Here is a 24125-nt window from a genome sequence, read left to right as displayed (position 1 = left end):
AACTTACATTTTACCGGATGGACTTAACTTTGAATTAATAGCTGATCATTCGAGTGTAGTTGCTTTATTTTTTTCTTTCTTCTTTCAGGTTTTTGATCCACTTAGGCAATTTCTTTTTGTAATCTTCTATATCCCACTTTATATTCCAGTGAGATATATACTCTTCTATAGAATCTAACCCCACTTTTGTTCTGCGTTCATTTATCCGGTCAGGGTCTACTACTGGCAATACATACATTTCTCCGGTTTGTGGATCAGTGCCAATCTGACTTCCATATACCTGTAGTTCTCCTTTTCCTAACAGAATGCGGTCTTCGAGCAATGCCAGATCTTGCGGAAGGGCTTTACCTTCTCTCACTGCCTGCCGCATCATGGGCAGGTATTTCTCCTGCGTTTGTTGATTAGAATGCTGGATGACTAAAAATAGAGTTGAATTGGCTCTTTTTCCAATTTGTTCCGGGTATAACCAACCATAGGTATCAAGTATCTTCTCAACGACTACCAGATTGCTGGAGTCTGTCTTTCTCATAATTTTGATTTGCTTTTTCACCTGTTCAGATTCATGGCCATATTTTTTTATATTTTCTTCAATATTGCTCCTATATTTCTGATCTTCAACAAGTATACTATCTAACATATTTCTAATTTGCTGCAATTTACCCGGTGTAAGCGCTTCTTTTCTGGATTGACCTTGGGAGAATTGTGTGCAGCCAATCAATAGAATAAGCAAAAGAATAACTTTCCGGATGTTCTTTACCATGATTTACCTGTAGGTGAACTGATATATTGATTACAGAACAACTTACTATATTAAGAAGACATTTGCTACTCTGTCACAACTAATTAATTGTTGCAATTACCCGCTGATAACGGGTAAGTTTTGGTTCTTTTGAATCCGTTACTTCCAGGATAATATGAATGGTTTTTCCAGTGGGTGCATCTTTGGGAACTGTAAAAGAAGCTTTTGCCTGATCTGCTTGTTGGATAGCTATTTTACCTTCGTAGCTATCTACTTCTTCGTATTGCCACCAGCGGTAAGACACCTTATCGCCATCGGGGTCGGTGGCTGAGCCACTCAATTGTACCTGTTGGCCAGGCTTTACCTGAAGATCCTTTGCATGTGTTAGTTTCACTACAGGGGAATGGTTGGCTTCTTTGTAAGACTTCACACACCAGTCGGCACGGGCAGCAAAATCATTCTGCAATACATTTACCCAACGGGTTTGAGGGTAGGCGGCATCGTTTTTCTTTGTATATGGATTATAGTCGGTTACATGTTTTCCATCTTCCCAGCGGTGAGGGTTCTTCTCAGATTGTACCATACGGCCGCCCCAGCCGCCATAAGAAGCATCCTCCATACTCCGCAATCCCACATCGAGCAGGTAAAAGTAAGCCGGAGAATCACCTTCCGAGATAAAGTCATACTGGCTGCGCTTATATTTTTTTGCCTCCTCCATATCGCCATGCGTATGTTCCGGATCACCGGGAAGTTTCTGCCCATCTCCCCAGGTATAATATCCATCCAGCAAAGGCCCGTGATTAAACTTTATATTCTCTTTAAACCAGGGGCCACTCAGGTAGGTCTGTAATTCTGTTGGCACTACTCTTGGCCACAGATAAGCAAAACTCCAGAACTGATCTGAATTATAGAGTACCCTGATTTGAGGCCAGTTGGGAGCCACATATTTCTGATACGTAGCATCCTGGTCAAGTACTGCATAGATGATGGCTTTCTGAGATACTTTTTTATAAATATCTGCCCATTTTGCTGTGTTCTTATACTCATCTTCTATAGATTTCAAGGCACGGGCTACTGTATTGGTTCCGCCCCAGATTTGCAGATAGACCGGACTTGAATTATTGTCAAGGAGAATTTTTTTAATAAAATCCGAGCCTTCGGTATCTTTACTCATTTCTCCTTCAAACTCGATATTGCCCACCCGGATAATACTATTCAGGTACTCAGGTGTAGGGTACCCTTTTGCATGTTTTGTTAAATTGTTATATACTTTGCCATACTTACCAATATAGAGTTGCATCCAGTCGGTACCAGGCCACCGGAGTTCTGTACGTTCCCCATACCGTTTGGCAGTATTTTCCATTTCGGAAGTAAATTTTGTACCTTTGCCATCTCCCGAATAATGCCACTGCGAACTGCTGTAGACCAGGCCTACAATATCGAATTCATTGGCGTACAACAGCATCCGGATGAAAGTATCTACATCGTCCACTTCACCATCGGTGGTAACAATGGTGCGGGGTTTTGAAGGGTTTGTTTGCGCCAGTACTTGTTGAGCAAGTGCTAACACGCAAACGAGTATGAATAGGGTAACTTTACTATGCTTCATATAATTTTAATGTTTTTGCATTACTGGAAAAAATGGTTTGCCTTATGGCGTTACGGTTACAATCACGCGCTTATAACTGCTTAAGGCAGGTGTTCCTTTATCGGTCACTTTTAAGATAAAATGAACGGTTTGCGGACTGTCCACCACTGGTGCGGTAATGGGCAGGTCATATAAATTCGGCGAATAGGGTCTGAAACTGACAATGCCTTTATAGGTTCCGGCTTCGGGATATTGAAACCATAAATAACTCATTGAATCGCCATCAGGATCGGTTGTGCCATCGGCATTTAAATGAAACTGCGCACCTGACTTTACGGTGAACTGTTCACTATGTGCCAGTTTGGGAACAGGCGGATGATTGGCTTCTTTGTAGGATTTGGTACACCAGTCCATCCGGGCAGCAAAATCGTGTTGAAATTCTGTACGCCAGCGCCAGATGGTTTCCCGGTTACCGGTATAGGATTTTTTATCTACCTGCGAAACAATGGAATCGTTGGTGTTGGTCCAGATGGGCCTGGTTTCGGGTTCATCTTTTGGCCAGTTTTCCCTTCGGAACTGTCCTTGATTCGAGTCTTCAAATTTGGGAAGGAATAATTCATACCGTCCGCCCCAGCCGCCATAATTCGGGTGTTCCGGATCATTCAGCCCATTGCTGATCAGGTTGAGGAAAGAAGGTGTATCCCCTTCCATGCCATAGGCTACATCCGGATAAGCAGCCCCCAGTGGTCCATGTCCTTGCTGAATATGTTTGGCGAGCCAGTCATTGGAAGTTACTTCTGTATTGGAACCGGGCAAAGGAAATGCAATACCCAGCCAGGTAGCTTTGCCATAGTTATAACCTGGTGTTACAATATAAGAAATACCAGGAAAATTTTTCCGTATCCAGGGGCCAGAATCATCCTGATCGGAGATGGTATACACCCGTAACTTTTGATACAGCTTTTCAGCCTCGGCAGATGTTTTAGTCTTTTGAATTTTCCATAAGGCTTGAGCTAAGGTGTTTGGGCCACCCCACACAGGAACCCACAATGGACGGTTGTCCGGCTTCTCCAGTGCTTTGATGATCCATTCTGATCCCTCTGAATCTTTGCCTTCTCCTACACCCTCCATTCCATACACAGGCAAGCCTTTTTTCACCTTAGATGCTAATTCAGGATGAGCAGGATAGCCTTTTTCGTGTTTTAACAAATTTCGTCTTACTTCTTTGTACGCGTCCAGTATTTCAAGGATGCTTTCAGGAGCTACTCTTGTTTTCTGATGGATAGAAGTAGTGGCAATTAAACCTTCCACATCAAACTGATTGCTATACAATAAAAAGCGAACCAGGGATTGGGCATCATCCGGATCGGCTTCAATATCAGATAACACAAGCACCCGTGGTTTTGTATTGACCTGCGCAAATACATTAAATGAAATACATATGACCAGCTGTATTACTATCAGTCTTATCATGTTTAGTGGCGGCATGTTGGTAGTTGTTGATCGATGGATGAATCAGGCTCCGTGATTGTTAGTATTAAGACCTGGACTTACTTGAAAAACTTAGGTGCAAGCTCAGTTAAATACAACCGCCATTCTTTCCAGGTATGACTGCCTTCACTTTCGCGGTAGGTGTATTTGAAACCTAGTTCATCGTATAAGCTGCGAAGTTTGGTTACAGTTTCAAAGAGAAAATCATCTTTACCAATTCCAATCCAGTAATACTTTGGCTTCGCGGCCATCAGGGCTTTCAGTTGGGCAATATGTTTTTCCTTGTTATAATTGGCACTGTTATTTCTAAAAGAAGAGAACAATCCCATGCTCATTACCCCAATGTATTTAAACATCCCAGGATTGGCATTGGTAATGTTTTGTGTTTGATAGCCACCCATCGAAAAGCCGGTCAAGGCCCGGTGATCTGCATCTGCAATTACCCGGTAATTTTTTTCAATATAGGGTACTACATCTTTTACAAGGCTTTCTTCAAATTTGAGCGAAGCCATACCCCCAATTCCTGTTGCATCCTTTACAGGCATGTTAAGCGGCCTGTCCAAGGGGGCAGCAACGGCATCGGGATTGCCGTTGGTAATGACCACAATCATGGGTACGGCTTGTTTGGAAGCAATCAGGTTATCGAAAATATAATTGGCCCTGCCCCGGTTAATCCACCCCTCTTCATCTCCGCCGCCGCCATGTAACAGATATACTACCGGATATTTATCTTTTCCCTGTTCGTAACCTGGAGGGGTGTATATATGCATTCTTCTTTGAGTACCCAGTGTTGGGGAGTTATACCAGACTGCTGTAACGTTTCCATGCGGTACATTCTGTGCTGCAAACAAATCACCTAGTTTCCCTGGAATTAACAAACGGTTCTCGACAATACTTCCATCTCTGGTTACAGCATTGTTATTCGGATCAAGCATCATGGTACTGTCGAGAATAAAACGGTACTCATACATATCGGAAGCCAATGGCCCGATTTTTACTTCGTAGATACTGGAATCTTTTTTTACCATCGGAACTGGCTTGAAGTCGGCGGCCCATGTACCGATCACTTTTACGCTGGAGGCACCAGGTGCTTTTATCCGGAAGATGACTGAATTATCCGGTTGAATATCAGGTGAAATGATTCTCGGTGCGTTATTCTGCGCCTGTAAACAAAGCGATAAGATGAGCAGGCAACAGGTAAAAAATAGTTTAAACATAAGGTATAGGTTTATAGGATAAATGCTTGAATTAGAAAGAGGCTGATTGGTTTGTAAATGCGATCCTAGGTACTGGTAATAATGTGCTGCCACTCTTTATACCATGCCTGTACTTGTGTATTTCCTGAGGGTTCTACCATCTTTTTTTCTGTGTTGAGCTTTGCCAGATGATCCAGGTCTTTATAAATACCTGCTTGCAAACCTGCCAGATAGGCAGCTCCTTTAGCAGAAACATCAGGCATTTCTTTGTTAACTACTGATTTCCCTAATAAGTCGGCTAGGAGTTGCAATACAAACCGGTTGGAAGTCATGCCGCCGTTCACCATCAGTTCGGCTAATGAAATGCCTGTATCTTCTTCCATCGCTACAATCACATCTTTGATCTGATAGGGAATAGACTCCAGTGCAGCCCGGACCAGGTGATTTTTCGTACTGCCAAATGTAAGTCCTGAAATAGAAGCTTTGCGGTCCATTTGCCAATGGGGAGCACCTAATCCGCTGAAGGCTGGAATTACGTATACCCCTCCATTATTGGGAACAGCCTTTACCATCGTCTCTGTTTCTTTGCTTTCGGCAAAAAGACCCAACTCATTTTTTAACCATTCGATGGTAGCCCCGCAGGTGACAATTACCCCTTCCAGGGCATAATCCACCCGGTCTTCGGTGCTCCAGCAAATGGTAGTAATCATGCCATGCCCGGATAATTTCGCTGCTGAACCAATGTTCATCATAATCGAACAACCTGTCCCCAATGTCGCTTTAGCGGTGCCGGGAGTAAAACAACCTTCCCCAAAGGCAGCCGCATGCGAATCGCCTATCATGCTGGTGATCTTGATAGGGTGATTCAATAATTCATTAAAAGTAGTTTCACCAAAGAAGGCAGCCGAAGGTTTGGGCTCCGGCAAATTCAACTGTGATAGTCCGAAGAGGGAAAGAAGTTCTGCATCCCACTGGAGGGTTTGAAGGTTAAAAAACAGGGTACGGGAGGCGTTGGTATAATCGGTAAAATAGCTTTTTCCCTCGGTCAATTTGTACAGCAGCCAGGTATCTACCGTACCAAAATAAGCTTTTCCACTATCTATGGCGTGCCTTACTTTTTCAACGTTTTCATAGAGCCAGATGAGTTTGCTGCCAGAAAAATAAGGATCTATAATTAATCCGGTTTTTGTTTTAATCATCTCTTGTAAGCCTTCCCTGGTAAGCCGTTCACAAACACCAATAGATCGCTTACATTGCCAGCTTACGGCATTGTATAATGGAACGCCCTTTTCATCCCACACCACAAACGTTTCCCGCTGGTTAGAAATACCACACGCCCCAATAGCCGCTACATTTCCACCTCTGGCTTTGAATTCATTGAGGCAATGTTCAACTGACTGGAGTACATTCTCATAGATTTCTTCCGGATGCTGCTCTACCCATCCTCCTTCATGATAATACGATTTAAGTGGCTCCGAAGCTCTGGCCATTACTTTCCCTGCCTCATCAAACAGGAGTGTTTTCGTGCTGCTTGTTCCCTGATCAATAGAAAGTATATAGGAGCTTTGCATGCCAAATCGTTGTTAGTTGTTAGTTGTTCGTTATTGGTTGTTGGTATAAAACTGAATATCAGGTTATGCACTAATTTTACTCTACCTAACTATTTTTATATACTCATAATCAGATAAATAATATTGATAGATATTCTGTTTTGCTCATACGCCGTCCTTACTTTCTTTGTCATTGCTACAAAGAAAGTAAGCAAAGAAAAAGCTAGAATTCTCGAGGCGAGAGCCGAAGAGAACCAACGTAGTTGTCAATGCTTCCCCACTTAGGGCCTGCACATTGCCCGCTGTTTTTTCGGGCTCACGCGCATGGAATTTTGTTTGATTCTTGTTTAGAAAACCAATTATAATGTGAATGTGATTACTCATTTTTAGCATTGGATTTATCAATAATTACAGCCAGCAGTATTACTAAGCCTTTCACTACCTGTTGCCAGAAGGGAGAAACATTTAACAGGACGAGGCCATTGTTTAACACACCGATGATGATTGCACCTTGCACTGTTCCTAAAATACTTCCTCGGCCTCCGGAAAGGGAAGTGCCTCCAATAACTACGGCTGCAATGGCATCCAATTCATAGCTGAAACCGGCATTGGGTTGGGCAGAATCAAGCCTGGAAGTAACAATCAAGCCTCCAATGGCTGCAAGCCCGCCTGCTATGGCGTACACTAGTATTTTGATTTTGTTGATGTTGATCCCAGATAGCTTTGAAGCACTTTCGTTTCCGCCAATGGCATAAATATACCTGCCTACTCTGGTTTTATTGGTGATAATAATGGCCGCAAACACAATCAGCCCCGATATCCATACTGGTAAAGGAATGCCTAAAAACCATCCTGTACCCAGATAAGAAAAATTTTCGCCTAAGCCTGAAATAGGGAATCCTTTGGTCCATAACATAGTCAATCCTCTGGCTATGGTCAGCATGGCCAATGTGGCTACAAATGGAGGAACGTTAAATCTGGTGATAGTCCAGCCATTGAATGCACCCAGCAGAGAGCCGATCGTAATACCTGCCAGGATGGCTCCGAGTAAAGTAAATCCGATGTATAAATCAAAAGCAGGGACTTCTATTCCGGACTTGAGCAAACCTGCGGTGATGGCGCCACACAGTGCCAGTACAGACCCTACTGATAAATCTATGCCGGCTGTTAGTACTACCAGTGTCATGCCTACGGAAATGCAAATATTGACGGAGATCTGCCTCATCACATTCCAGGCATTGGCTGCCGTAAAAAACTTATCCGACAACAGGCCAATCACCAGGCAAAGTATAAGCAGGGCAATCAACGACTGGAACTTAAGCAGGTAATTCCTGTACCCATTTGATTTCACAAGGGCTTTCCCCAGAAAAGGATCTCTGCTGTTGATTTTTTCATTCCCAATGGAAATTTTTGTTGGCATACTATATAGTATTAAATGGTTTTAGGAATGGCTGCTTTTAAGATGATGTCTTCCGTAGCTTCCTGAACAGGCAATTCCGCAGTAAGGCAGCCTTCGGCCATTACCAGGACTCTATCTGAAACAGCCAGTATTTCCGGCAACTCGGAAGAAACCATGATGATCCCCAGCCCCTTTTCGGCCAGACTGGTAATCAGTTTATAAATTTCATTTTTCGCATGAATATCAATTCCTCTGGTAGGTTCGTCCAGTAAAAGTACTTTGGGATTTGTTGCCAGCCATTTAGCCAGTACAATCTTCTGCTGGTTTCCGCCACTCAGGTTTTTTGCAGCTTGTTTTTGAGAAGAGGTTTTGATTTGTAGATCCCCAATATATTTTTGGGCCAGGGTTAGCTCTTTATTTTCATTGAGTAGTCCCAGATTTTCCATGTGCTCCAGCGTAGTTAAACTAATGTTGGTTTTTACATCTAAGCCCAACACCAGACCATCTTTTTTCCGGTCTTCAGGCACTAGGGCTATTCCGGTTTTAATGGCATCTGATGGTGTTGTAAAATGAACCTCTTTTCCATTTATGCTGATTGTACCGCTAACTAATTTAGGGTGTACACCAAATAGGGTTTCCAGTAGTTCTGTCCGTCCGGCTCCCATCAGCCCAAATATGCCAAGTATCTCGCCTTTGCGTAAAGTGAATGAAATGTGCTTGAGTAGATTTTCTTTCCCTTTCACCGGATGCTTCAGGCAAAGATCATTTACTGATAAAATGGCTTCAGTGTAGTTTCCGGCTGTCTGCCTACGGATAATTGTGATTTCCCTGCCCACCATTTTCTGAATAATCCGGTCATGCGTCATTCCCTGCATATTGCCAGATTCAATCGTTTTGCCATCCCGTAAAACAATGTAGCGGTCGGCAATTCTGAACAGTTCATCCAGCTTATGGGAAATATACACAATGGTTTTATTCTGCCGCTTCAGGTCTTCGATAATGCCAAACAGCACTTCAACTTCACTATCACTGATGGCAGACGTGGGTTCATCCATAATAATGACTTCCGAATCCAGCAATAAAGCTTTGGCGATTTCTACTACCTGCTGTTGCCCTACTTTCAACCTATACATGGGGGTATCTGGATCAAGATTGAGTTTGAGTTGATCGAGGAGTTGCTGGGTTTTGAGCCGCATTTCTTTTTTGTTGAGCATTCCCCATTGATTGGTGATCTCGCGGCCCAAAAAGATATTTTCCGAAATGGTTAAGTAGGGAATCAGGTTTAGCTCCTGGTGAATAATAGCTATGCCGGCATCCTGTGCTTCTTTCGGATTTGAAAAATTAACCTGCTGCCCTTTATATATAATATGGCCTTCGTAATCCGGATAAACGCCTGAAAGAATTTTCATTAACGTTGACTTACCAGCTCCATTTTCCCCGATAATGGCATTTACTTTTCCGGCATATAATTTCATGCTTACCTTATCGAGGGCTACTACCCCGGAAAACCGTTTCGTTATGTTTTCTGCCGTTAACATGGGTTTATGAGTAGATAGTGGAGCTTATTGCATCTGGTTTAGTGTTACTGGAATAACTTCTATTTCACTCATGTTTACGTACCGCTGGTTTAATTCAATGGCTCCTGTAAATTGTATGAGTTGTCCTTTCTGCACCCTGTCTTTAAAAGGAGGTAGCACTTCCGACCGGATTTTCTTATTAATTTCTTCCGAAACCGAATTCAGGTCTGTCGTATTGCTGAACTCATTCATCTTGATGACTCCCAATGCATCTCTCACCGCATTGCCGTAGATAAATTCAGTAGCAATTTTGATTGTTCTTTGAGATGAATCTGGCTGAATTACAACTGTTATATCGTTTTCATTGATGGCCGTTACTTTGCCCTCTCCTTTCACCAGAAAATACCGGATATTGCCAATGCCCAGGGCATGTGAATGTGTGTTAAATGCATTTTCCTTATCTCTTTCCAATTGTGTAATTAGTTGGCTAACTTCTACTGCTTTGCTTAAACCCGGCATCAATTGCTCATTCCAGAAGTTGAGAGCGTACGAACGGGCATCAAATGCACCAGAGACGGCAGCGGCTTTTACTTCGCTTAAGCTTTTGAAATAGACGGAATTGTAGACTACTATCAAAAACACCATTCCTGCTACTATATATTTTATTGCTTTTCTCTGCATGATTTAGTCTTTTGTAGGAGACACATAATAGGCTACATTCTTCCCGGATACCATTTCTACCGCTACCGGCATTTTTTTAGGAAAATCACGTTTTCCCTTAAAATACTCATCGGCAAAAGTTGCTGCCGTTTTGGCCATTACTTTGGGAAACTGCATGCCAGTAGCTATAATTTTGCCGCTGTTGATAGAGGCTACCACATCGTCGGCTCCATCAAATCCGAATACTTTTACTTTGTCGGCAATGCCGGCGGCTATTATGGCCTGGTAAGCGCCCATAGCCATGGCATCATTGCCACAGAAAACCGCATTTATATCCGGGTGCGCCTGTAAAATAGATTCCAGCACTTCCATCGCTTTGTTCCGGTCAAAATCGGCGTTTTGCTGGGCTACCATTTTCAGGTCAGGGTAATTATCAACTACGCTGTGGAAACCTTTAGAACGGCTCCAGGTGTTGTTGTCGCCTACCAGGCCCAGTAATTCCACGTATTGCCCTTTTTTGTTCAGGGTTTGCACAAAGTATTTTCCTAAAGCCACACACCCGGAATAGCTGTCTGATAGTATCTGGGAGGTAGTTGCATCTGCTGCGTTTACTTCCCGGTCCATACAAAAAACCGGTACTTCCGCTGCTTTTGCTTTTAGTACATTCACAACAGAGCCATCTGCGTCGGTCGGATTAAACAAGATAGCGTTGTAGCCGGAAGCAAGGGCATTTTCAAAGTGATCTGTTTCTAAGGCGGTATTATTCTGGGAATCAAAAATTTTGGCTTCGTAGCCTAGTGCTTGTGCTTCTGAGGCAGCCGTTTCGGCCAGCACTACAAACCAGGGATTATTGAGGGTAGAAATAATAACGGCTATTTTTTTCTTTTCTGCACCAGGATTCCGATTACAGCCGTTGCCTGCCACCAGCACCAGAAGCATGAACACTAACTGTATCTTGTGCCAATTTATTCGTGATAAAATCATATTTTTTCGAGTCAAAAAATTATATGCTCTTTCGAATGTTTTTAAGGCATTACTGTTACAATGACCCGCTGATACCTGGTAAGCGAAGGAGTACCATTATCTGTGACTGCTAATATCACATGAAGCGTTTCGGGCTTGGTTACTTTAGGCGCAATAAGGGAAGCATTTTTGTTAGTCTTATCACCAATTTCTAAGGTTCTGCTACTTTCAAAAGTGCCTACTTCCCGGTAATAAATCCATTCATACGATAATGTATTCCCATCCGGATCTTTGGAACCCTCTGCACTTAAATTAATTTTTTCTCCACTCTTTACCTGTAGCTTATTAGGATGGCCCAAAACGGCAACAGGCGGGTGATTGGCTTCTTTATAGGGCTTTACCGTCCAGTCTATCCGGGCAGCAAAATCGTGCTGATATGCCTGCCGCCAGCGCCAGATGGTAGCCTTGTTACTGGAATGATAATTTCCATCAACCCCTATTACTTCATCTTCTGCATCCGACCAGAATGGCCTGGTTTCTGGTTCGTATAACCATTTTCTCACTCTGGGAGTGTAGTATTCATACCGTCCGCCCCAGCTGCCATAATTCGGGTGTTCGGGATCGCTTAAGCCATTATTGATTAAGAATAAAAAGGTAGGTGTATCTCCTTCCATCAGAAATTCTGTATGTGGATGCAGGGCGCCTAAGGGACCATGATTTTTACGGATATTTTCATCAAGCCAGGGATTATCTACCAGACTAAAATCTGCGCCTGTAAAACGGCCATGAAATTTATCGCCACTGATGCCACTCCAGGTAGCATGATGATAGGCACCCCCAGCATGAAATCCAGGACTGGCAATGTAAAACAATCCAGGAAAAGTCTTACGAATCCAGGGTCCTGAATCATCCTGATCGGAAATAGTATATACCCTCAGTTTCGAAACAAATTGATCTACTTCTTCCGGGGAACGGGTCATTTTTACTTTCCAGAGTGCTTGTGCCAGGCAGTTAGCGCCACCCCAAACTGGGATCCAGACCGGGCGTTCGTCTTTTTTATCTACTACAGAAATGATCCAGTCCGAACCTGGTGAGTCTTTGCCAGCGCCTACGGCTTCCATGCCATAATTGGGAAAGCCTTCTTTCACAATACTTAGTAGATAGTTTGTTTCAGGGTATCCTTTCTCATGCAGCAGTAAATTACTGCGGACTTTACCGTATGCCGTTACTATTTCTTTGATCTTCTCCGGCGCAACTCTTTTCTGCTGATGAATGGAAGTAGTGGCAATCAAACCTTCCACATCCCATTGGTTGGAATACGTCAGAAAACGGACCATGGATTGGGCATCATCCGGTTCATTTTCAATATCGGTTAACACCAGAACCCGTAATTTCTGATTGGTGATTTGTGCGCTGCAAATTGCTGATGACAATATGAGTAGAATGACTAGTTGGATGGTGGCTTTCATATACATATCTATTCTACTTTTTTCTTAGTAATTGAAGAGCTTTTTCTGCAATGCCATTTTCAGAGATGCCATAATGGTTAAAAATTTCCATTTGCGAACCTGTCACCGTATATTCATCTGGAATACCCATGATTTTGAAAGGAAGATGATAGCCATTTTCTAATAGAAAAGAGGCACAGGCTTCGCCCAAACCACCATACACACTATGCTCTTCTACCGTTAATATAGCACCTACTTTTGAAGCTACTCTGGCTAATAAATTATAATCCAAAGGCTTAATGGTGTGCATACTTATTACGGTGGAATGTATATGATATTCCCGCTCCAGTTTTTCGGCTGCCTGCAAGGCAGGATACACGGTTTCGCCGGTGGCAACAATCGCTATATCTGCACCTTCTCTGATAATTCTCCCTTTTCCGAATTCAAAATGAGTATCCTCAGCCGTAAGCAGCGGCATCGGTTTTTTTCCGAACCGTAGATAGACCGGGTGCTGCGTTTCGGCAGCCTGACGGATGGCCTGTTCGGTTTCGAAATTGTCAGCCGGTGCGACTACGATCAGATTATGAATGGCCCGTAATACAGCAAAGTCATGCAAACTGTGGTGGGTTGTACCCAATGCGCCGTAACTCACCCCGGCGCTAATGCCAACGAGTTTTACCGGATTGTCAGAATAGGCCACATCATTTTTAATCTGCTCTAAAGCTCTGGCCGTAAGAAAACAGGCTGGAGAAACCGCAAATACTTTTTTACCAGCAGAAGCCAGACCTGCTGCCACACCTACCAGGTTTTGTTCGGCAATTCCTATTTCCACTATTTGCCTGGGGAATTTCTGCCCGAAAGAAGCCAGTTTTCCTGAGCCACGGGAATCACTGGTAACAGCAATAATATCTGTATCCGTTTCGGCCAGTTGCTGGAGTGTGCCTGAAAATACATCCAGATTAGCTTTGCCTGTAACTGTTCCTGTTTCAATAAAAGTACCCACCCGTAAAAGAATTTGATGTTATATAATTGATTCTATTCTTTCTGCACTTTCCAACGCATGGTTCAATTCTTCCATGGCTTGCCTGAATTGCTTGTCATCAGGCACCCCATGATGCCATTTGATCTCATTTTCCATGTAACTCACGCCCTTTCCTTTAATGGTATGCGCAATCACAAGGCTTGGTTTGCCATCCGTAAAGGGTACTCCTTCGAAGGTTTCTTTCAATGCTTGAATGTTGTGCCCATCCACATGCCGTACCGACCAGCCGAAACTTTCAAATTTCTGATCAATGGGATCGGTATTGCACACTTCACTGGTAGGTCCGGTAATTTGTAATTTATTATGGTCTATAATGGCACACAGATTATCGAGCTTGTAATGTGCGGCAGTGAGGGCTGCTTCCCAGTTGGAACCTTCCGGCAGTTCTCCATCCCCCAGCAGCGTAAATACCCGGTACGGGCGGTTATCCATTTTGGCAGCTAAGGCTGTACCAACACTGAGTGGAAGACCATGGCCGAGTGCACCGGTATTTTGCTCCACCCCATGTACTTTCCTGGTGGGATGCCCAATGTAATGTGACCCATATTTTCCCATCGTCAGCAGGTCTGTTTCCGGAAAAAATCCTTTATCTGCTAAGACTACAAACAGCGCTTCTACTGTATGTCCTTTACTTTGAATATAGCGGTCACGGTCAGGCGAAGTAAAATTTTCCGGACTCACATTCAGCGTATGGTTGTAGAGTACATTCAGGATATCAATACAGGAAAGACTGCCACCAGTATGTCCTGCCTTAGCTTCCATAATATACTGGAGAATCTTTTTCCGGTAATGAATCGATTTACGTGCTAATTCCTGTTCTGACATGTTCTTCAGCTTTTATGCTTTTAATATAGCTAATTGAAATTTTGCACTTCCCAGCCCATATAATTCCCAAAGGCTTCCTGGAGAATGCCTGCTGTTTTGGAAGCATTCATTACTACATGATGTTCAAATCCGTTCTTACAAATAAACTGCATCAGGTTCTGCAGGTTCGGAATAGCAGCTACAGCTCTTGTTCCGAAGGTATTCAATGTATCGTCTGTCAGCATGCCTTCGCCCACATAGGCTTTAATGATGCCTTTCGGATCATCGGTGCTGATTCTTCCATAGGTCAGCGGCATAGCTGGTGTACGTCCGGCGAGTGCTCCATAGGTATTTTCTTCGCCGATGGTTGTGCCTAGAATGGGAGCCGTACTGATTTCAATATCCGGCAAAAATGATTTAGCCCAGTTACCGCAATGGAACAGCACACACTTGTTTTCATCCTCTGCATAGTTATTATTCCAGTCAACTAATGCACTTGGTGAACCAGATGCCAGTTGCATGGCATACATACTTAATGTTCCTGTCACATCTACTTCGCAGGCGCTGGGCAGCATATTTTCACTCATCATACTCATGCTGGTACACACATTACAACCGTAATTCTGCTGCAGGGAAGTCCAGCATTGAATAGCCGTAGCATCCAGGGCATGTTCGTCCATAAAGTGGGTAAGCGCCACATCAAGTTTGGCAATCTGGATCAGTTTGTCATCAGGGGTACGTCCGGTAGGGGAATAGCCTTTAATTTTTTCAAGCCGTTCTTTTACAACCCCATCTTCTTTAGTAAGCCGGTTGGCATGACCCAGAATATGCGATAAGTCCACGGTAACTACGGAGATGCCATGCCGCTGTAATATCTTCTCGCTGTAACGGACCGTATTAAAAGCACCTGGTCTTGCGCCTACGGCACCAATCCGTACATTTTTCAACCCTTTCACAACCCTGCAGACAGCCACAAAATTAGCCAGGTCAGCAGCAAAGCTTGGATCAGAAGGATGAACTACGTGTTTAGTGGTAATAGAATACTTGATTCCATACTGATACAGGTTATTGCACACAGAAATCTTCCCACACCAGGCATCCCGTCTTCTGGCCACATCCATCTTATTCAAATCATCCGGATAGGCCTGAACCAAAACCGGCACATCCAGCCTGGCTAGTTTCAGGGTTTCGGCTACGCCTTTTTCATCTCCGAAATTGGGTAATACCACCAGCACACCCATGATTTTATCTGCATTCCTTCTGAATAATTCCGCACATTTCTGTGCATCCCCAAACGTTTCTACCCCTCCTAGTTTAGTCAGATTTTCTTCCAGCATAATCGGCTTCACGCCTGCTTTCTTAAATGCTTCCATCAGGTCGGAACGGCATTCTCCTACCAGTTTATCAGGAAAAAAATCACGGTTTCCGATGATGACTCCCAGACTTATGTTTTCTTTCATTTTCGTTTGCTTTCGATTTTTAATTCGCTATGATCAGCTCTATTTCATGTTCCTTCAACAGCTGCTTATGTTTATCTTCGATACCAGAATCTGTAATGATATAGTCGATCAGCGAAAGTGCGCCAAGGCTTGCAAAGGCACTCTTGCCAATTTTGGTAGAATCCGCCACTAAATAGGTTGTATCAGCCGCATCGATCATGGCTTTTTTAACTACCAGATCGCTGATACTTGGATACGTTAGCCCCGATTTCAGGGAGATACCTGCGGTAGCCAGAAATAGCTTTTGTACATTCAGCCCTTTAAAAAAGTCAGCTGCTTTCTGACCAGTTAACGAAAGTGTTGGCGGCTTAAACTCACCTCCTGTCACAATTACATCAATCCCTGGCTGGGCACCTAACAGCAAGGCAATATTTACCGCATTGGTGATTACCGTGAGGTTTTTCATTCCTCTCAGTTTCTTCGCTATTTCAGTGGTGGTAGAGCCCGAATCCAGAATAATGGTATCACCACTTTCAATGAACTCTAAGCACTTTTTAGCAATCAATTCCTTCTTTCCCATGTTATCCTGATGGGCCAGCGAAAAGGTTCGGACCTGGTCTTCCACATTCTTTAAGAAAGCACCGCCATGTTCCCGGAGCACTAGGCCATCATTCTCCAGCTTCTCCAGATCCTGGCGTATGGTGACTTCTGTCACTTTGAATAGCTTTGCCAGATCAACCACTTTAGCGGAACCATCTTCCTTTAATAACTCGAGTATTTTGTCTCTACGCTGATTGGGCATCATACCCCTGAAATGTTTAGAAGTGTCCTGATCTTATAGTCCCACTCTGGCTTATATTGAATCAATAGTCTAGCCTTTGTGCTGAATGTATATCTCCACCATACAATACAACAAAGAAAAAAGAAAATAAACAAAAATAAACGAAAGTAAATTTTTAAAAATTCTAAAACTATAGAAAGTTAAACCATAGATATAAGTGCATTTTCTTTCTTTTTGATTAATTGTATAAATTTGATTTCTGAGTTAAGCAACTTTACACCTTTGGTGGGTATAGTACCTAAACCACCTTTCACACCCTGAAAATTATATATTAGCCAATTTGATAACAAAAAGATCCGACACCTATTTATGACCCATATCCTTGATAACCCGATCTGGAATGCCTTAGTCACCGGCAATAAGCACTTCGCTTCTGGAAATGAACAAGCTAAGTATATAAGAAGAGATGTGGGGCCTTTTGCCGGCCTGAAAACCAATAGTGAGCGTGAATTAAACGAATTACATGCCCTACTTCAGGAGAAAAGCTTTGTAGTTCTCTTTACGCCAGGAAAAATCTCTATTCCTGCAGGATGGGATATTAAACTGGAGAAAGCACTGCTACAAATGGTGTATCAGCCACAGTACCCACCTATGGCACAGGACACGGAACTCATTGCCTTACAGGACGAACATATTCCAGCCATGCTGGAACTGACGGCTATGACCAAACCCGGTCCGTTTTATTCCCGCACGATCGAGTTTGGAAATTATGAGGGGATTTTTCAGGAGAACACGCTGGTTGCCATGACGGGACAACGCCTGCAACCTGATCCTTATACAGAAGTAAGTGCGGTGTGTACACACCCGGATCACACCGGAAAAGGGTATGCAGCAAAATTGATCAGCAGCCAGATTCACAAGATAACAGCCGTTTCCCGCATTCCTTTTCTTCACGTATTCACTGATAATAGAGCCGCCTGCAAATTGTATGAAAAACTGGGCTTCCGGGAAAGAAAACAAATGCTGGTGTATATGCTTGAAAAAGCCTAGAGAACTTTATTTCCGTAACGTATTAGGCGAAAAACCAAATTTTTTCTTAAAGGCATGGCTGAAATGCTGAAGTGAAGAATAGCCCAGGTCTGAGGCTATTTCGATCACTTTTTTATCTGTTTCCAGTAAATCATTCTTGGCTATTTCCAGCCTTGCTTCTGCTACATATCCAAATACTGTATTGTTAAACATCTCTTTAAAGCCCCTTTTTAATTTATATTCATTAATTCCTACGATTTTAGAAAGCTGGGAAATACTAGGTGGCACTTCCAGATTTTTCAACAGATACTCCTTTGCATACACCATACATTCTTTGTCATAGGCAGATTTTAAGGATTTGTAAGCTGGAATCAGAGCTGCATTACAGGCTTCGGCCTGGAGTACAAGGAACTCAATAGTTTTAGATAACAGGTACATTTTTTTTATTCCGGCTGTATACCCACAGTTCAGAATATTATGCATGACATTTTTAAAAGAAGCTTCAAGGGGAAGGTTTCTGGGGGAAAGAACAGCCGGCTTTCCAACCATTACACTTTCGCTAAAGCGGTCTAAGGCTTCATTGGCTCCCTGGGTTAAGGAAAGAAAATTATCTTTTGTAAATTGAACCATAAACAAACTGACCCGCCCATTGTTATTTTTTAATAGTCCACTGCTATTAACGCCAGGGTTGGAATAAAACAAATTATGATGATGGTCTGGCAGCAGGAAACTGGCATGGGTTTCTTTATCCTCAATGATCAGAGCGCCATGCAGGTTTAGCTGAAAAGTGACCAGGTCCACTTTAATATCATAGTGCCATCGCATATCTATGGGTCTTGAAAAAACCCAATCAGAATACCCCATCCGGATTCCATCAAAATACCATTCTTTTGAAAAAAGATTACCAAAAGGAAGGGCAAGGGTCTGGGTGTGTTCGATCAGGTTTTGATTATTGCTTTCAGCGAGGAAAAATTTATTGGCAAGTTGAGAATTGATATCTGCAATGTCCTGGATTTCAATAGCCATTACTCCTTTTGTTACAAGTGAAACTCCTTTTAATATAATAAAACTATAAGGAATCTTGACAGTTTTGTACACACATTAACGTACAAATTATCTCTTTATGAAAAAATCAGGATTAAGACTTCTAAGTTTCTTGTTTATTATGTGGATGATTCTGCGCTTTGGTTATGTACACAGCAAAGATCTAAATGCAGTAGATAGACAGAGTTCTATTAACTTTTATTTGCAGGATAAAATACACCATCACTCTGTCAACAAATTCCGCATGTTGAACAGCCTGGAGATTCAGTCTATAGTAAATGCTACCATCATACAAAAGAATGAGTGGATATGTAATCCTCAACAATTTCCAACACAGATTATTTTCTGTACTGGCGTGTATATGAATGTTTATCCTTTCAAATTAAGGGAAGCAATCGGACGGCAACAATCCGGACTTAAAGAATATACCGGCCTATTTGAGTTTGCTGATTTCCCCAGCATGGAAATCTATGTATATAATGGCGATTTATATGGGGAAACAAGCCATGGAAAATCCATTTTAAAAAAATTGCAGCAAAAGGATACTTTTGAAATTGTGGATTATCAAGCCAAATTAACATTTAACCGGGATAGTACAAGTAATATTATCAGTGTAGAATTAGATGCCCAGGGATTTATCTCAACAGGTACTAAACGAAAAACCACCGATTGATTTACCAAAGCCCTCATACGGCAGTAAAACTAAAAGCTATGCATTTTAAATGCATAGCTTTTACTAAGTAAGCACCACCCCCATTACTTATCCCTTACAAAACGCAGATTAAAACGATAGCCTGGCTCATTACTGCTATAAAACATCATGTTATGTGCTTTTCCGGTAGCACCTTCCATAATAGAGACTGTATTGCCATCCGCCATCCAGAATTCGCTAATATCCCCATCCATGGGTTGAGAACCCTGAAAGCTATAGCCAGCTGGTAAGGCATTAAATCCTGATTCATTCGTACCGGAAATCACCCGCCAGTGAGTTTGTGCCGCCAGCTTTTTAATGGCTTCCTGTCCGGTTGCTCTCTGGTTCGTAAAAACTACGCCCTGGCTCTGAGCAAGTGTAATATAGTCATCCATAGCAGGCAATCGCCATCCTTCTGGAAGTTCAATAGCCGCTGCCTCCTGGAAAGTATAATAGCGGCCATATTCTGGTTTTTCAGTTCCGGTTTTATAGGGAATTCCTCCCGGTCCATCATAATTTATAGTAGTCCAGAGTTGATGGCCGATGGAAACAATGGGATATGTTTTACCTTGTACTATAACAGTAGTAGCCATAGGAACTGGCTGGTCAGATTCTTCTTTGCAGGAGGTGAGCGGCAAAAACAGGATCAAAAATATAAATGCAAGAAGATAGGATGGGTAATATGTGTTTATAGAAAATAACATTTCAGACTTATTAATTATGTTTTAGATGGTACTAATTTCTATTTTATGACCACCGAAAGCCAATTTGTACCTTACAAAATGGAGCAAAGGTTGTTTCACGTGATTAATGGCTGAAGAAAGTTATGTATGTAAAAAAGTCCCCGACGGATGGGAATCGTCAAGGATAAAATAAAGCTGTAACGATCACTGAAAAGGCAGTTATCTACTCATGAAGTTCAGTGGTTGAAGTATTAACAAAAGGCAAATATTCGGTTATAAAAAGTAGCATACGTAACCGGGAATTTCATAGAGTCCGTATCGTGGCATTCCTCCTCCAAGACTGGAGAGGCTCCGCTTTTACATCCATCCCTCTATACAACCCGATCATAGCAAGTGCTGACCCAAAGGTTATATCAGGAGACTCCTGCAAAAGCTGTGATAAGTTTTAAAGCATGTTAATTTTTATATGGGTATTATTTTAGCTGATCTACGATTAATAGTTATATACAAACAATTGCATGAAATAGCAGGCAATTTGCCCATAGAATGTTAGCGCAGTTCCGGTGCAGTTTGTGAAGCTGAAGTGACTCCGGCTGGCAATTCAATAAGTTTCATATTGCGAAAATGTATCTCTGCTCCTTCAGATTCCAGACAGATATATCCTTTCTTCTGGGTCGACTGGCTGATGCCGTTCACAAATTTACCGTTCACCGAAAGTTTGATCACCCCATCTACACATACTACATCATAGGTATTCCATTCACCACGGCCTTTACATAAATTTTCAATGGATTTACTTCTTTCTCCTCTGGGATTATCCGGAGTGGTTACTACCCCTCCTACCCCGAAAAGTTCGCCGTGAACATAGGCAATCGGAGGTGTCACTCCGTTTTGTTTATTCAGATTTACCCAGTCCAGTTCCAGCATCTGCACTTCTACCCCATTTGGCAAACGTGCTTTCTCATCTGGTGTAGCATTGCTCCATACAAAAACGCCTGAATTACCTCCCGCTTCCATGTGTTTCCATTCGATATGCAGCATAAAATTTTCATATTGCTTCTCCGTGCGGATAACACCAATAGGATGTCCTGAGCAAACCAGCACTCCTTTCTCCTGCTTAGACCAGGTTTCAGTGTTCGTATTGACATTTATCCATCTTAAAGGAATCTCTTTTTCTGCAGGCCCGATAGTGACACTGTTCAAACTCCGCTGCGTACCAAATTCAAACAGGAAATTTTGTGCATGAGACATATTGTATAGGCTTACTATCAGGCTTATCAAAAGCTGGGTCGCTGCATATTTTAGAAATATCTTCATTAAGCTTCAGTTAATAATGTGCATAAAAACAACCATTCAACTATGGAATGATATTCTGGTTAAAACTTTTTTTTGAAAATTAAAGAAGTTGCCTCTTTGAATAGACTATTTACTTGCCAATGTATAATCAAGGCACTCAGTAGATACATCAGAATTGTTTGGTGATACCAGGAGTAGCAATCCCTGGGCCGGGCCACTTTAGTTGCCAGGTAAACTGGTCTGTTTCTGGCCCAAGAACCTGGTTAGAATTGAGCGCTTCCTGCCAGGTGATGGTCTGGCCGGTATAGGCAACCATTCTTCCCAGAACCGCCAGCATGGTGCTGGTAGCCATCCATTCTCCGTCATTCATTGGTTTTCCATTACGGATAGAAGCAAAAAACTCATCGTGTTCTGTCTGGTACATATCATTTTTTTCACCTCTGTACAACCATTTATTGGCACCTCTTATTTCATGAACACCCTTCCAAAGATCAATCATCACACTACCCTGCGTACCGGCAATATCTACGGTATTGGCTGTAGAACAGCCCTCCTGCTGACGTGTAAAATGATACCCTTTTACGCCATTCTCATATTCGTATTCAATGGCAAAATGATCATAAATATTTCCATATATGGCATCTGTCCGTACCTGCCTCCCGCCGCTTCCGCTTGCCTTTACTGGTGCTTTATCGCCCATTGCCCACGACATCAGGTCCAGACTATGTACGGCTTGTTCCACTATAAAATCACCGGACAGCCAGTTATAATAGTACCAGTTACGCATCTGGTATTCCATATCTGTCCATTCCGGCTGACGGGGCAGATTCCAGATCGGTCCGCCATTCCGGGTAGTAGACAGCATTCTTATTTCGCCTATATCTCCATTGAGCACCTTCCCGAAAGTGGCCCGGTTCGCCAGATCATATCTGAAGCAGAAACCTGACAGAAGCGACAAGTTTTTTTCTTTTACTTTTTTTGCTGCCTCCAGTACTTTCCTTACGCCTGGCGCATCCACAGCGACTGGCTTTTCGCAAAACACATGTTTTCCGGCATTCACTGCTGCCATCAGATGGTCAGGCCTGAATGAGGGCGGAGTTGCCAACAGCACTACATCTACATCCGATTCTATTACTTTTTTATAGGCATCGAACCCCACGAATTTATTTCCTTTGTTTATTTTTAACTTCTTGGGAAAAATTTTAAAGAGCGCCTGGTAAGATTCTTCCAAACGATCCGGAAAAACATCTGCCATGGCCGTAAGCACCACATCCGGATCTGCTTTTAACGCCTGTGTTGCAGCACCAGTTCCTCTTCCTCCACATCCAATTAAACCTACCTTCAGGGCAGTTTTATTTGCTGCCAGTCCATGGGTAGGCATACTCAAATTCAACGCAATCGCATTGGCAAGTACAGCAGTCCCGGTTGCTTTAAGAAATGTCCTGCGACTTGTTTTATCTGGCATATTCGTATCTTCCTTCATAATTGATCTGAGTTAAACACTTAATTTAATAAAATATTTGCTATGGTTAGAACATCTTTCTATTTCGCTGCATTAAATTAAGAATTTATAAAAAGATTACAAGGTATATCTTTTACAAAACTACAGTGTTAGTAATCGAGCAAACAATATCAGAAATTGAAGGGAAACCGATTATGTATCAGATCTGCATTTTCAGGCAATTATGTATCAATGACTTACAGAAGTTTTATCATGGGCAACCTTATAAACAACATCCAGTAGCGAGTGAGTACCGGTTGTATCACCCATCAATTGCCAGATCATAATACCGGAAGCCTTCTCTCTGGCTAATCTTGTCTTTTTCTGAATAGTGGGTTTCCCGTTATAGTAGAGGATTTTTCCATCCGGCATAGTCCATTGATCAGCAGTGTGAGAGCCGGAAAAAGTGGCAATAATATCTTTGTAACTCATGCTGATAGCTGGAGAGGTGAGTGCAGGACCGTACCCATAGCCATAAAAAGGCACGCCCAGTGTCATCTTTTCTTTAGGAATAGATCGCACTGTTGCAAAATATTCCAGATCTTCCTGTGCATGTTCAAAGGTGGAATGAGGACCTGGTTTTTCAGGCCGCCACGGGCCGGTACGGTCATATGCCATAATATTTACAAAATCATAAGTGGCCAGTGCTTTGTCAGAAAGCTGATCTTTGTAATAAACAGCAATAGCGGCAGTCAGGATTTTTTGATGGGACCTCAGTGATGTTGCCAGCTCTGCAACAAAAGGTTCGTAGTTTTCATCGATATCACCGCCTTCCAAATCCACATCTATCCCATCCAGTTTGTATTTTACTACTTCCGCCACTAAATTTTTAATCAACATAGTCCGTTTATCCGCTTGTAGCAGCCGGTGATACTGGGCTTGTTTACTGCCGCCACCGATAGAAAAAAGCACCCTTACGTTGCTGGCATGCGCAGCCTGAATAAATGGAGCCAGGGCAGATAAGTCTTTTGTAAAATTTCCGAGCGTATCAGGGTTCAGAAACCACAAATTAATATGTGTAAGCTTCGTAAAAGGGACTTTTGTCAGTTCTGCACTTAAGGCTGCCTGCAAGGGATAATAGCCAATAATTTTAAAGGTGGATTGTTTTTTTGAAGGTTGTCCGTAAGCTGGAAACAGGAAAAAACTATAAAAGACAAATAGCCAACAAATGGTTTGTTTCATGAAGATTTGAGTTAGAGAGGCTGTTAAAATAGATAAAAAAATAAAGAATAACTAAGTTGGAAATGTGAGTTACACATGTGAT

The 24125-nt window shown here is 42.5% G+C and carries 21 protein-coding genes; 2 read left to right on the top strand and 19 right to left on the bottom strand.

What is annotated here, in order from left to right; all coding sequences use genetic code 11:
• Window positions 1-64: 64 nt before the first annotated feature.
• The 14 genes from GXP67_RS30510 to GXP67_RS30445 all read right to left on the bottom strand — a co-directional run bounded on the left by GXP67_RS30510 (window position 65) and on the right by GXP67_RS30445 (window position 16641).
• Complete coding sequence (locus GXP67_RS30510; RefSeq protein ID WP_162446642.1) at window positions 65-760, bottom strand: DUF6624 domain-containing protein; 696 nt, start codon at window positions 758-760, stop codon at window positions 65-67.
• 79 nt (window positions 761-839) lie between these two features.
• Window positions 840-2348: a DUF1593 domain-containing protein gene (locus tag GXP67_RS30505; RefSeq protein WP_162446641.1), complete on the bottom strand. Its 1509-nt coding sequence runs from the start codon at window positions 2346-2348 to the stop codon at window positions 840-842.
• 42 nt (window positions 2349-2390) lie between these two features.
• On the bottom strand, window positions 2391-3815 hold the full coding sequence (locus GXP67_RS30500; RefSeq protein ID WP_232064689.1) for a DUF1593 domain-containing protein: 1425 nt from the start codon (window positions 3813-3815) through the stop codon (window positions 2391-2393).
• 62 nt (window positions 3816-3877) lie between these two features.
• A complete protein-coding gene (locus GXP67_RS30495) occupies window positions 3878-5035 on the bottom strand; it encodes an esterase (RefSeq protein ID WP_162446640.1) in 1158 nt (385 codons plus the stop codon).
• A 65-nt stretch (window positions 5036-5100) separates the two neighbouring features.
• A complete protein-coding gene (locus GXP67_RS30490) occupies window positions 5101-6585 on the bottom strand; it encodes an FGGY family carbohydrate kinase (RefSeq protein WP_162446639.1) in 1485 nt (494 codons plus the stop codon).
• A 355-nt stretch (window positions 6586-6940) separates the two neighbouring features.
• Window positions 6941-7984 carry an ABC transporter permease gene (locus GXP67_RS30485; RefSeq protein ID WP_162446638.1) on the bottom strand — a complete coding sequence of 348 codons (1044 nt, stop codon included), beginning with the start codon at window positions 7982-7984 and terminating at the stop codon, window positions 6941-6943.
• Between the two features lie 11 nt (window positions 7985-7995).
• Window positions 7996-9501 carry a sugar ABC transporter ATP-binding protein gene (locus GXP67_RS30480; RefSeq protein WP_162446637.1) on the bottom strand — a complete coding sequence of 502 codons (1506 nt, stop codon included), beginning with the start codon at window positions 9499-9501 and terminating at the stop codon, window positions 7996-7998.
• Window positions 9502-9525: 24 nt separating this feature from the next.
• Complete coding sequence (locus GXP67_RS30475) at window positions 9526-10161, bottom strand: DUF2291 domain-containing protein (protein WP_162446636.1); 636 nt, start codon at window positions 10159-10161, stop codon at window positions 9526-9528.
• 3 nt (window positions 10162-10164) lie between these two features.
• Entirely contained in the window at window positions 10165-11079 is a 915-nt protein-coding gene (locus GXP67_RS30470) for a D-ribose ABC transporter substrate-binding protein (protein WP_162446635.1), read from the bottom strand.
• A gap of 86 nt (window positions 11080-11165) precedes the next feature.
• On the bottom strand, window positions 11166-12572 hold the full coding sequence (locus tag GXP67_RS30465; protein WP_162446634.1) for a DUF1593 domain-containing protein: 1407 nt from the start codon (window positions 12570-12572) through the stop codon (window positions 11166-11168).
• Between the two features lie 13 nt (window positions 12573-12585).
• The gene (locus GXP67_RS30460) at window positions 12586-13554 is read right to left on the bottom strand and encodes a transketolase family protein (protein ID WP_162446633.1); all 969 of its coding nucleotides are present in this window, start codon (window positions 13552-13554) and stop codon (window positions 12586-12588) included.
• Between the two features lie 18 nt (window positions 13555-13572).
• A complete protein-coding gene (locus GXP67_RS30455; RefSeq protein ID WP_162446632.1) occupies window positions 13573-14418 on the bottom strand; it encodes a transketolase in 846 nt (281 codons plus the stop codon).
• Window positions 14419-14447: 29 nt separating this feature from the next.
• On the bottom strand, window positions 14448-15857 hold the full coding sequence (locus GXP67_RS30450) for an L-fucose/L-arabinose isomerase family protein (protein ID WP_162446631.1): 1410 nt from the start codon (window positions 15855-15857) through the stop codon (window positions 14448-14450).
• Window positions 15858-15876: 19 nt separating this feature from the next.
• Window positions 15877-16641, bottom strand: a complete 765-nt coding sequence (locus GXP67_RS30445; RefSeq protein WP_162446630.1) for a DeoR/GlpR family DNA-binding transcription regulator — start codon at window positions 16639-16641, stop codon at window positions 15877-15879.
• Between the two features lie 345 nt (window positions 16642-16986).
• Here GXP67_RS30445 and GXP67_RS30440 point away from each other — a divergent pair, with 345 nt between their 5' ends.
• The gene (locus GXP67_RS30440; protein WP_162446629.1) at window positions 16987-17667 is read left to right on the top strand and encodes a GNAT family N-acetyltransferase; all 681 of its coding nucleotides are present in this window, start codon (window positions 16987-16989) and stop codon (window positions 17665-17667) included.
• A gap of 6 nt (window positions 17668-17673) precedes the next feature.
• Here GXP67_RS30440 and GXP67_RS30435 read toward each other — a convergent pair whose 3' ends face one another.
• A complete protein-coding gene (locus GXP67_RS30435) occupies window positions 17674-18672 on the bottom strand; it encodes a helix-turn-helix transcriptional regulator (RefSeq protein WP_162446628.1) in 999 nt (332 codons plus the stop codon).
• Window positions 18673-18769: 97 nt separating this feature from the next.
• On the opposite strand from GXP67_RS30435, the gene GXP67_RS30430 reads away from it, so the two are divergent.
• Complete coding sequence (locus tag GXP67_RS30430) at window positions 18770-19363, top strand: hypothetical protein (protein WP_162446627.1); 594 nt, start codon at window positions 18770-18772, stop codon at window positions 19361-19363.
• 83 nt (window positions 19364-19446) lie between these two features.
• On the opposite strand, the gene GXP67_RS30425 is transcribed toward GXP67_RS30430, so the two are convergent.
• From GXP67_RS30425 to GXP67_RS30410, 4 genes are all read right to left on the bottom strand, one after another.
• Window positions 19447-20031 carry an FISUMP domain-containing protein gene (locus GXP67_RS30425; RefSeq protein WP_162446626.1) on the bottom strand — a complete coding sequence of 195 codons (585 nt, stop codon included), beginning with the start codon at window positions 20029-20031 and terminating at the stop codon, window positions 19447-19449.
• A 582-nt stretch (window positions 20032-20613) separates the two neighbouring features.
• Window positions 20614-21315 (bottom strand): 3-keto-disaccharide hydrolase, encoded by a 702-nt coding sequence (locus tag GXP67_RS30420; RefSeq protein WP_162446625.1) that lies wholly within the window; start codon window positions 21313-21315, stop codon window positions 20614-20616.
• Between the two features lie 214 nt (window positions 21316-21529).
• Window positions 21530-22843 carry a Gfo/Idh/MocA family protein gene (locus tag GXP67_RS30415; protein ID WP_162446624.1) on the bottom strand — a complete coding sequence of 438 codons (1314 nt, stop codon included), beginning with the start codon at window positions 22841-22843 and terminating at the stop codon, window positions 21530-21532.
• 207 nt (window positions 22844-23050) lie between these two features.
• Window positions 23051-24043 (bottom strand): glycosyl hydrolase family 18 protein, encoded by a 993-nt coding sequence (locus tag GXP67_RS30410; protein WP_162446623.1) that lies wholly within the window; start codon window positions 24041-24043, stop codon window positions 23051-23053.
• Window positions 24044-24125 lie beyond the last annotated feature (82 nt).

It is taken from the genome of Rhodocytophaga rosea (assembly GCF_010119975.1).
In the GTDB taxonomy this organism is placed as follows: Bacteria; Bacteroidota; Bacteroidia; order Cytophagales; family 172606-1; genus Rhodocytophaga; species Rhodocytophaga rosea.
The sequence above is the reverse complement of the archived record's forward strand: the minus strand, read 5'-3'. Positions and strand labels throughout refer to the sequence as shown.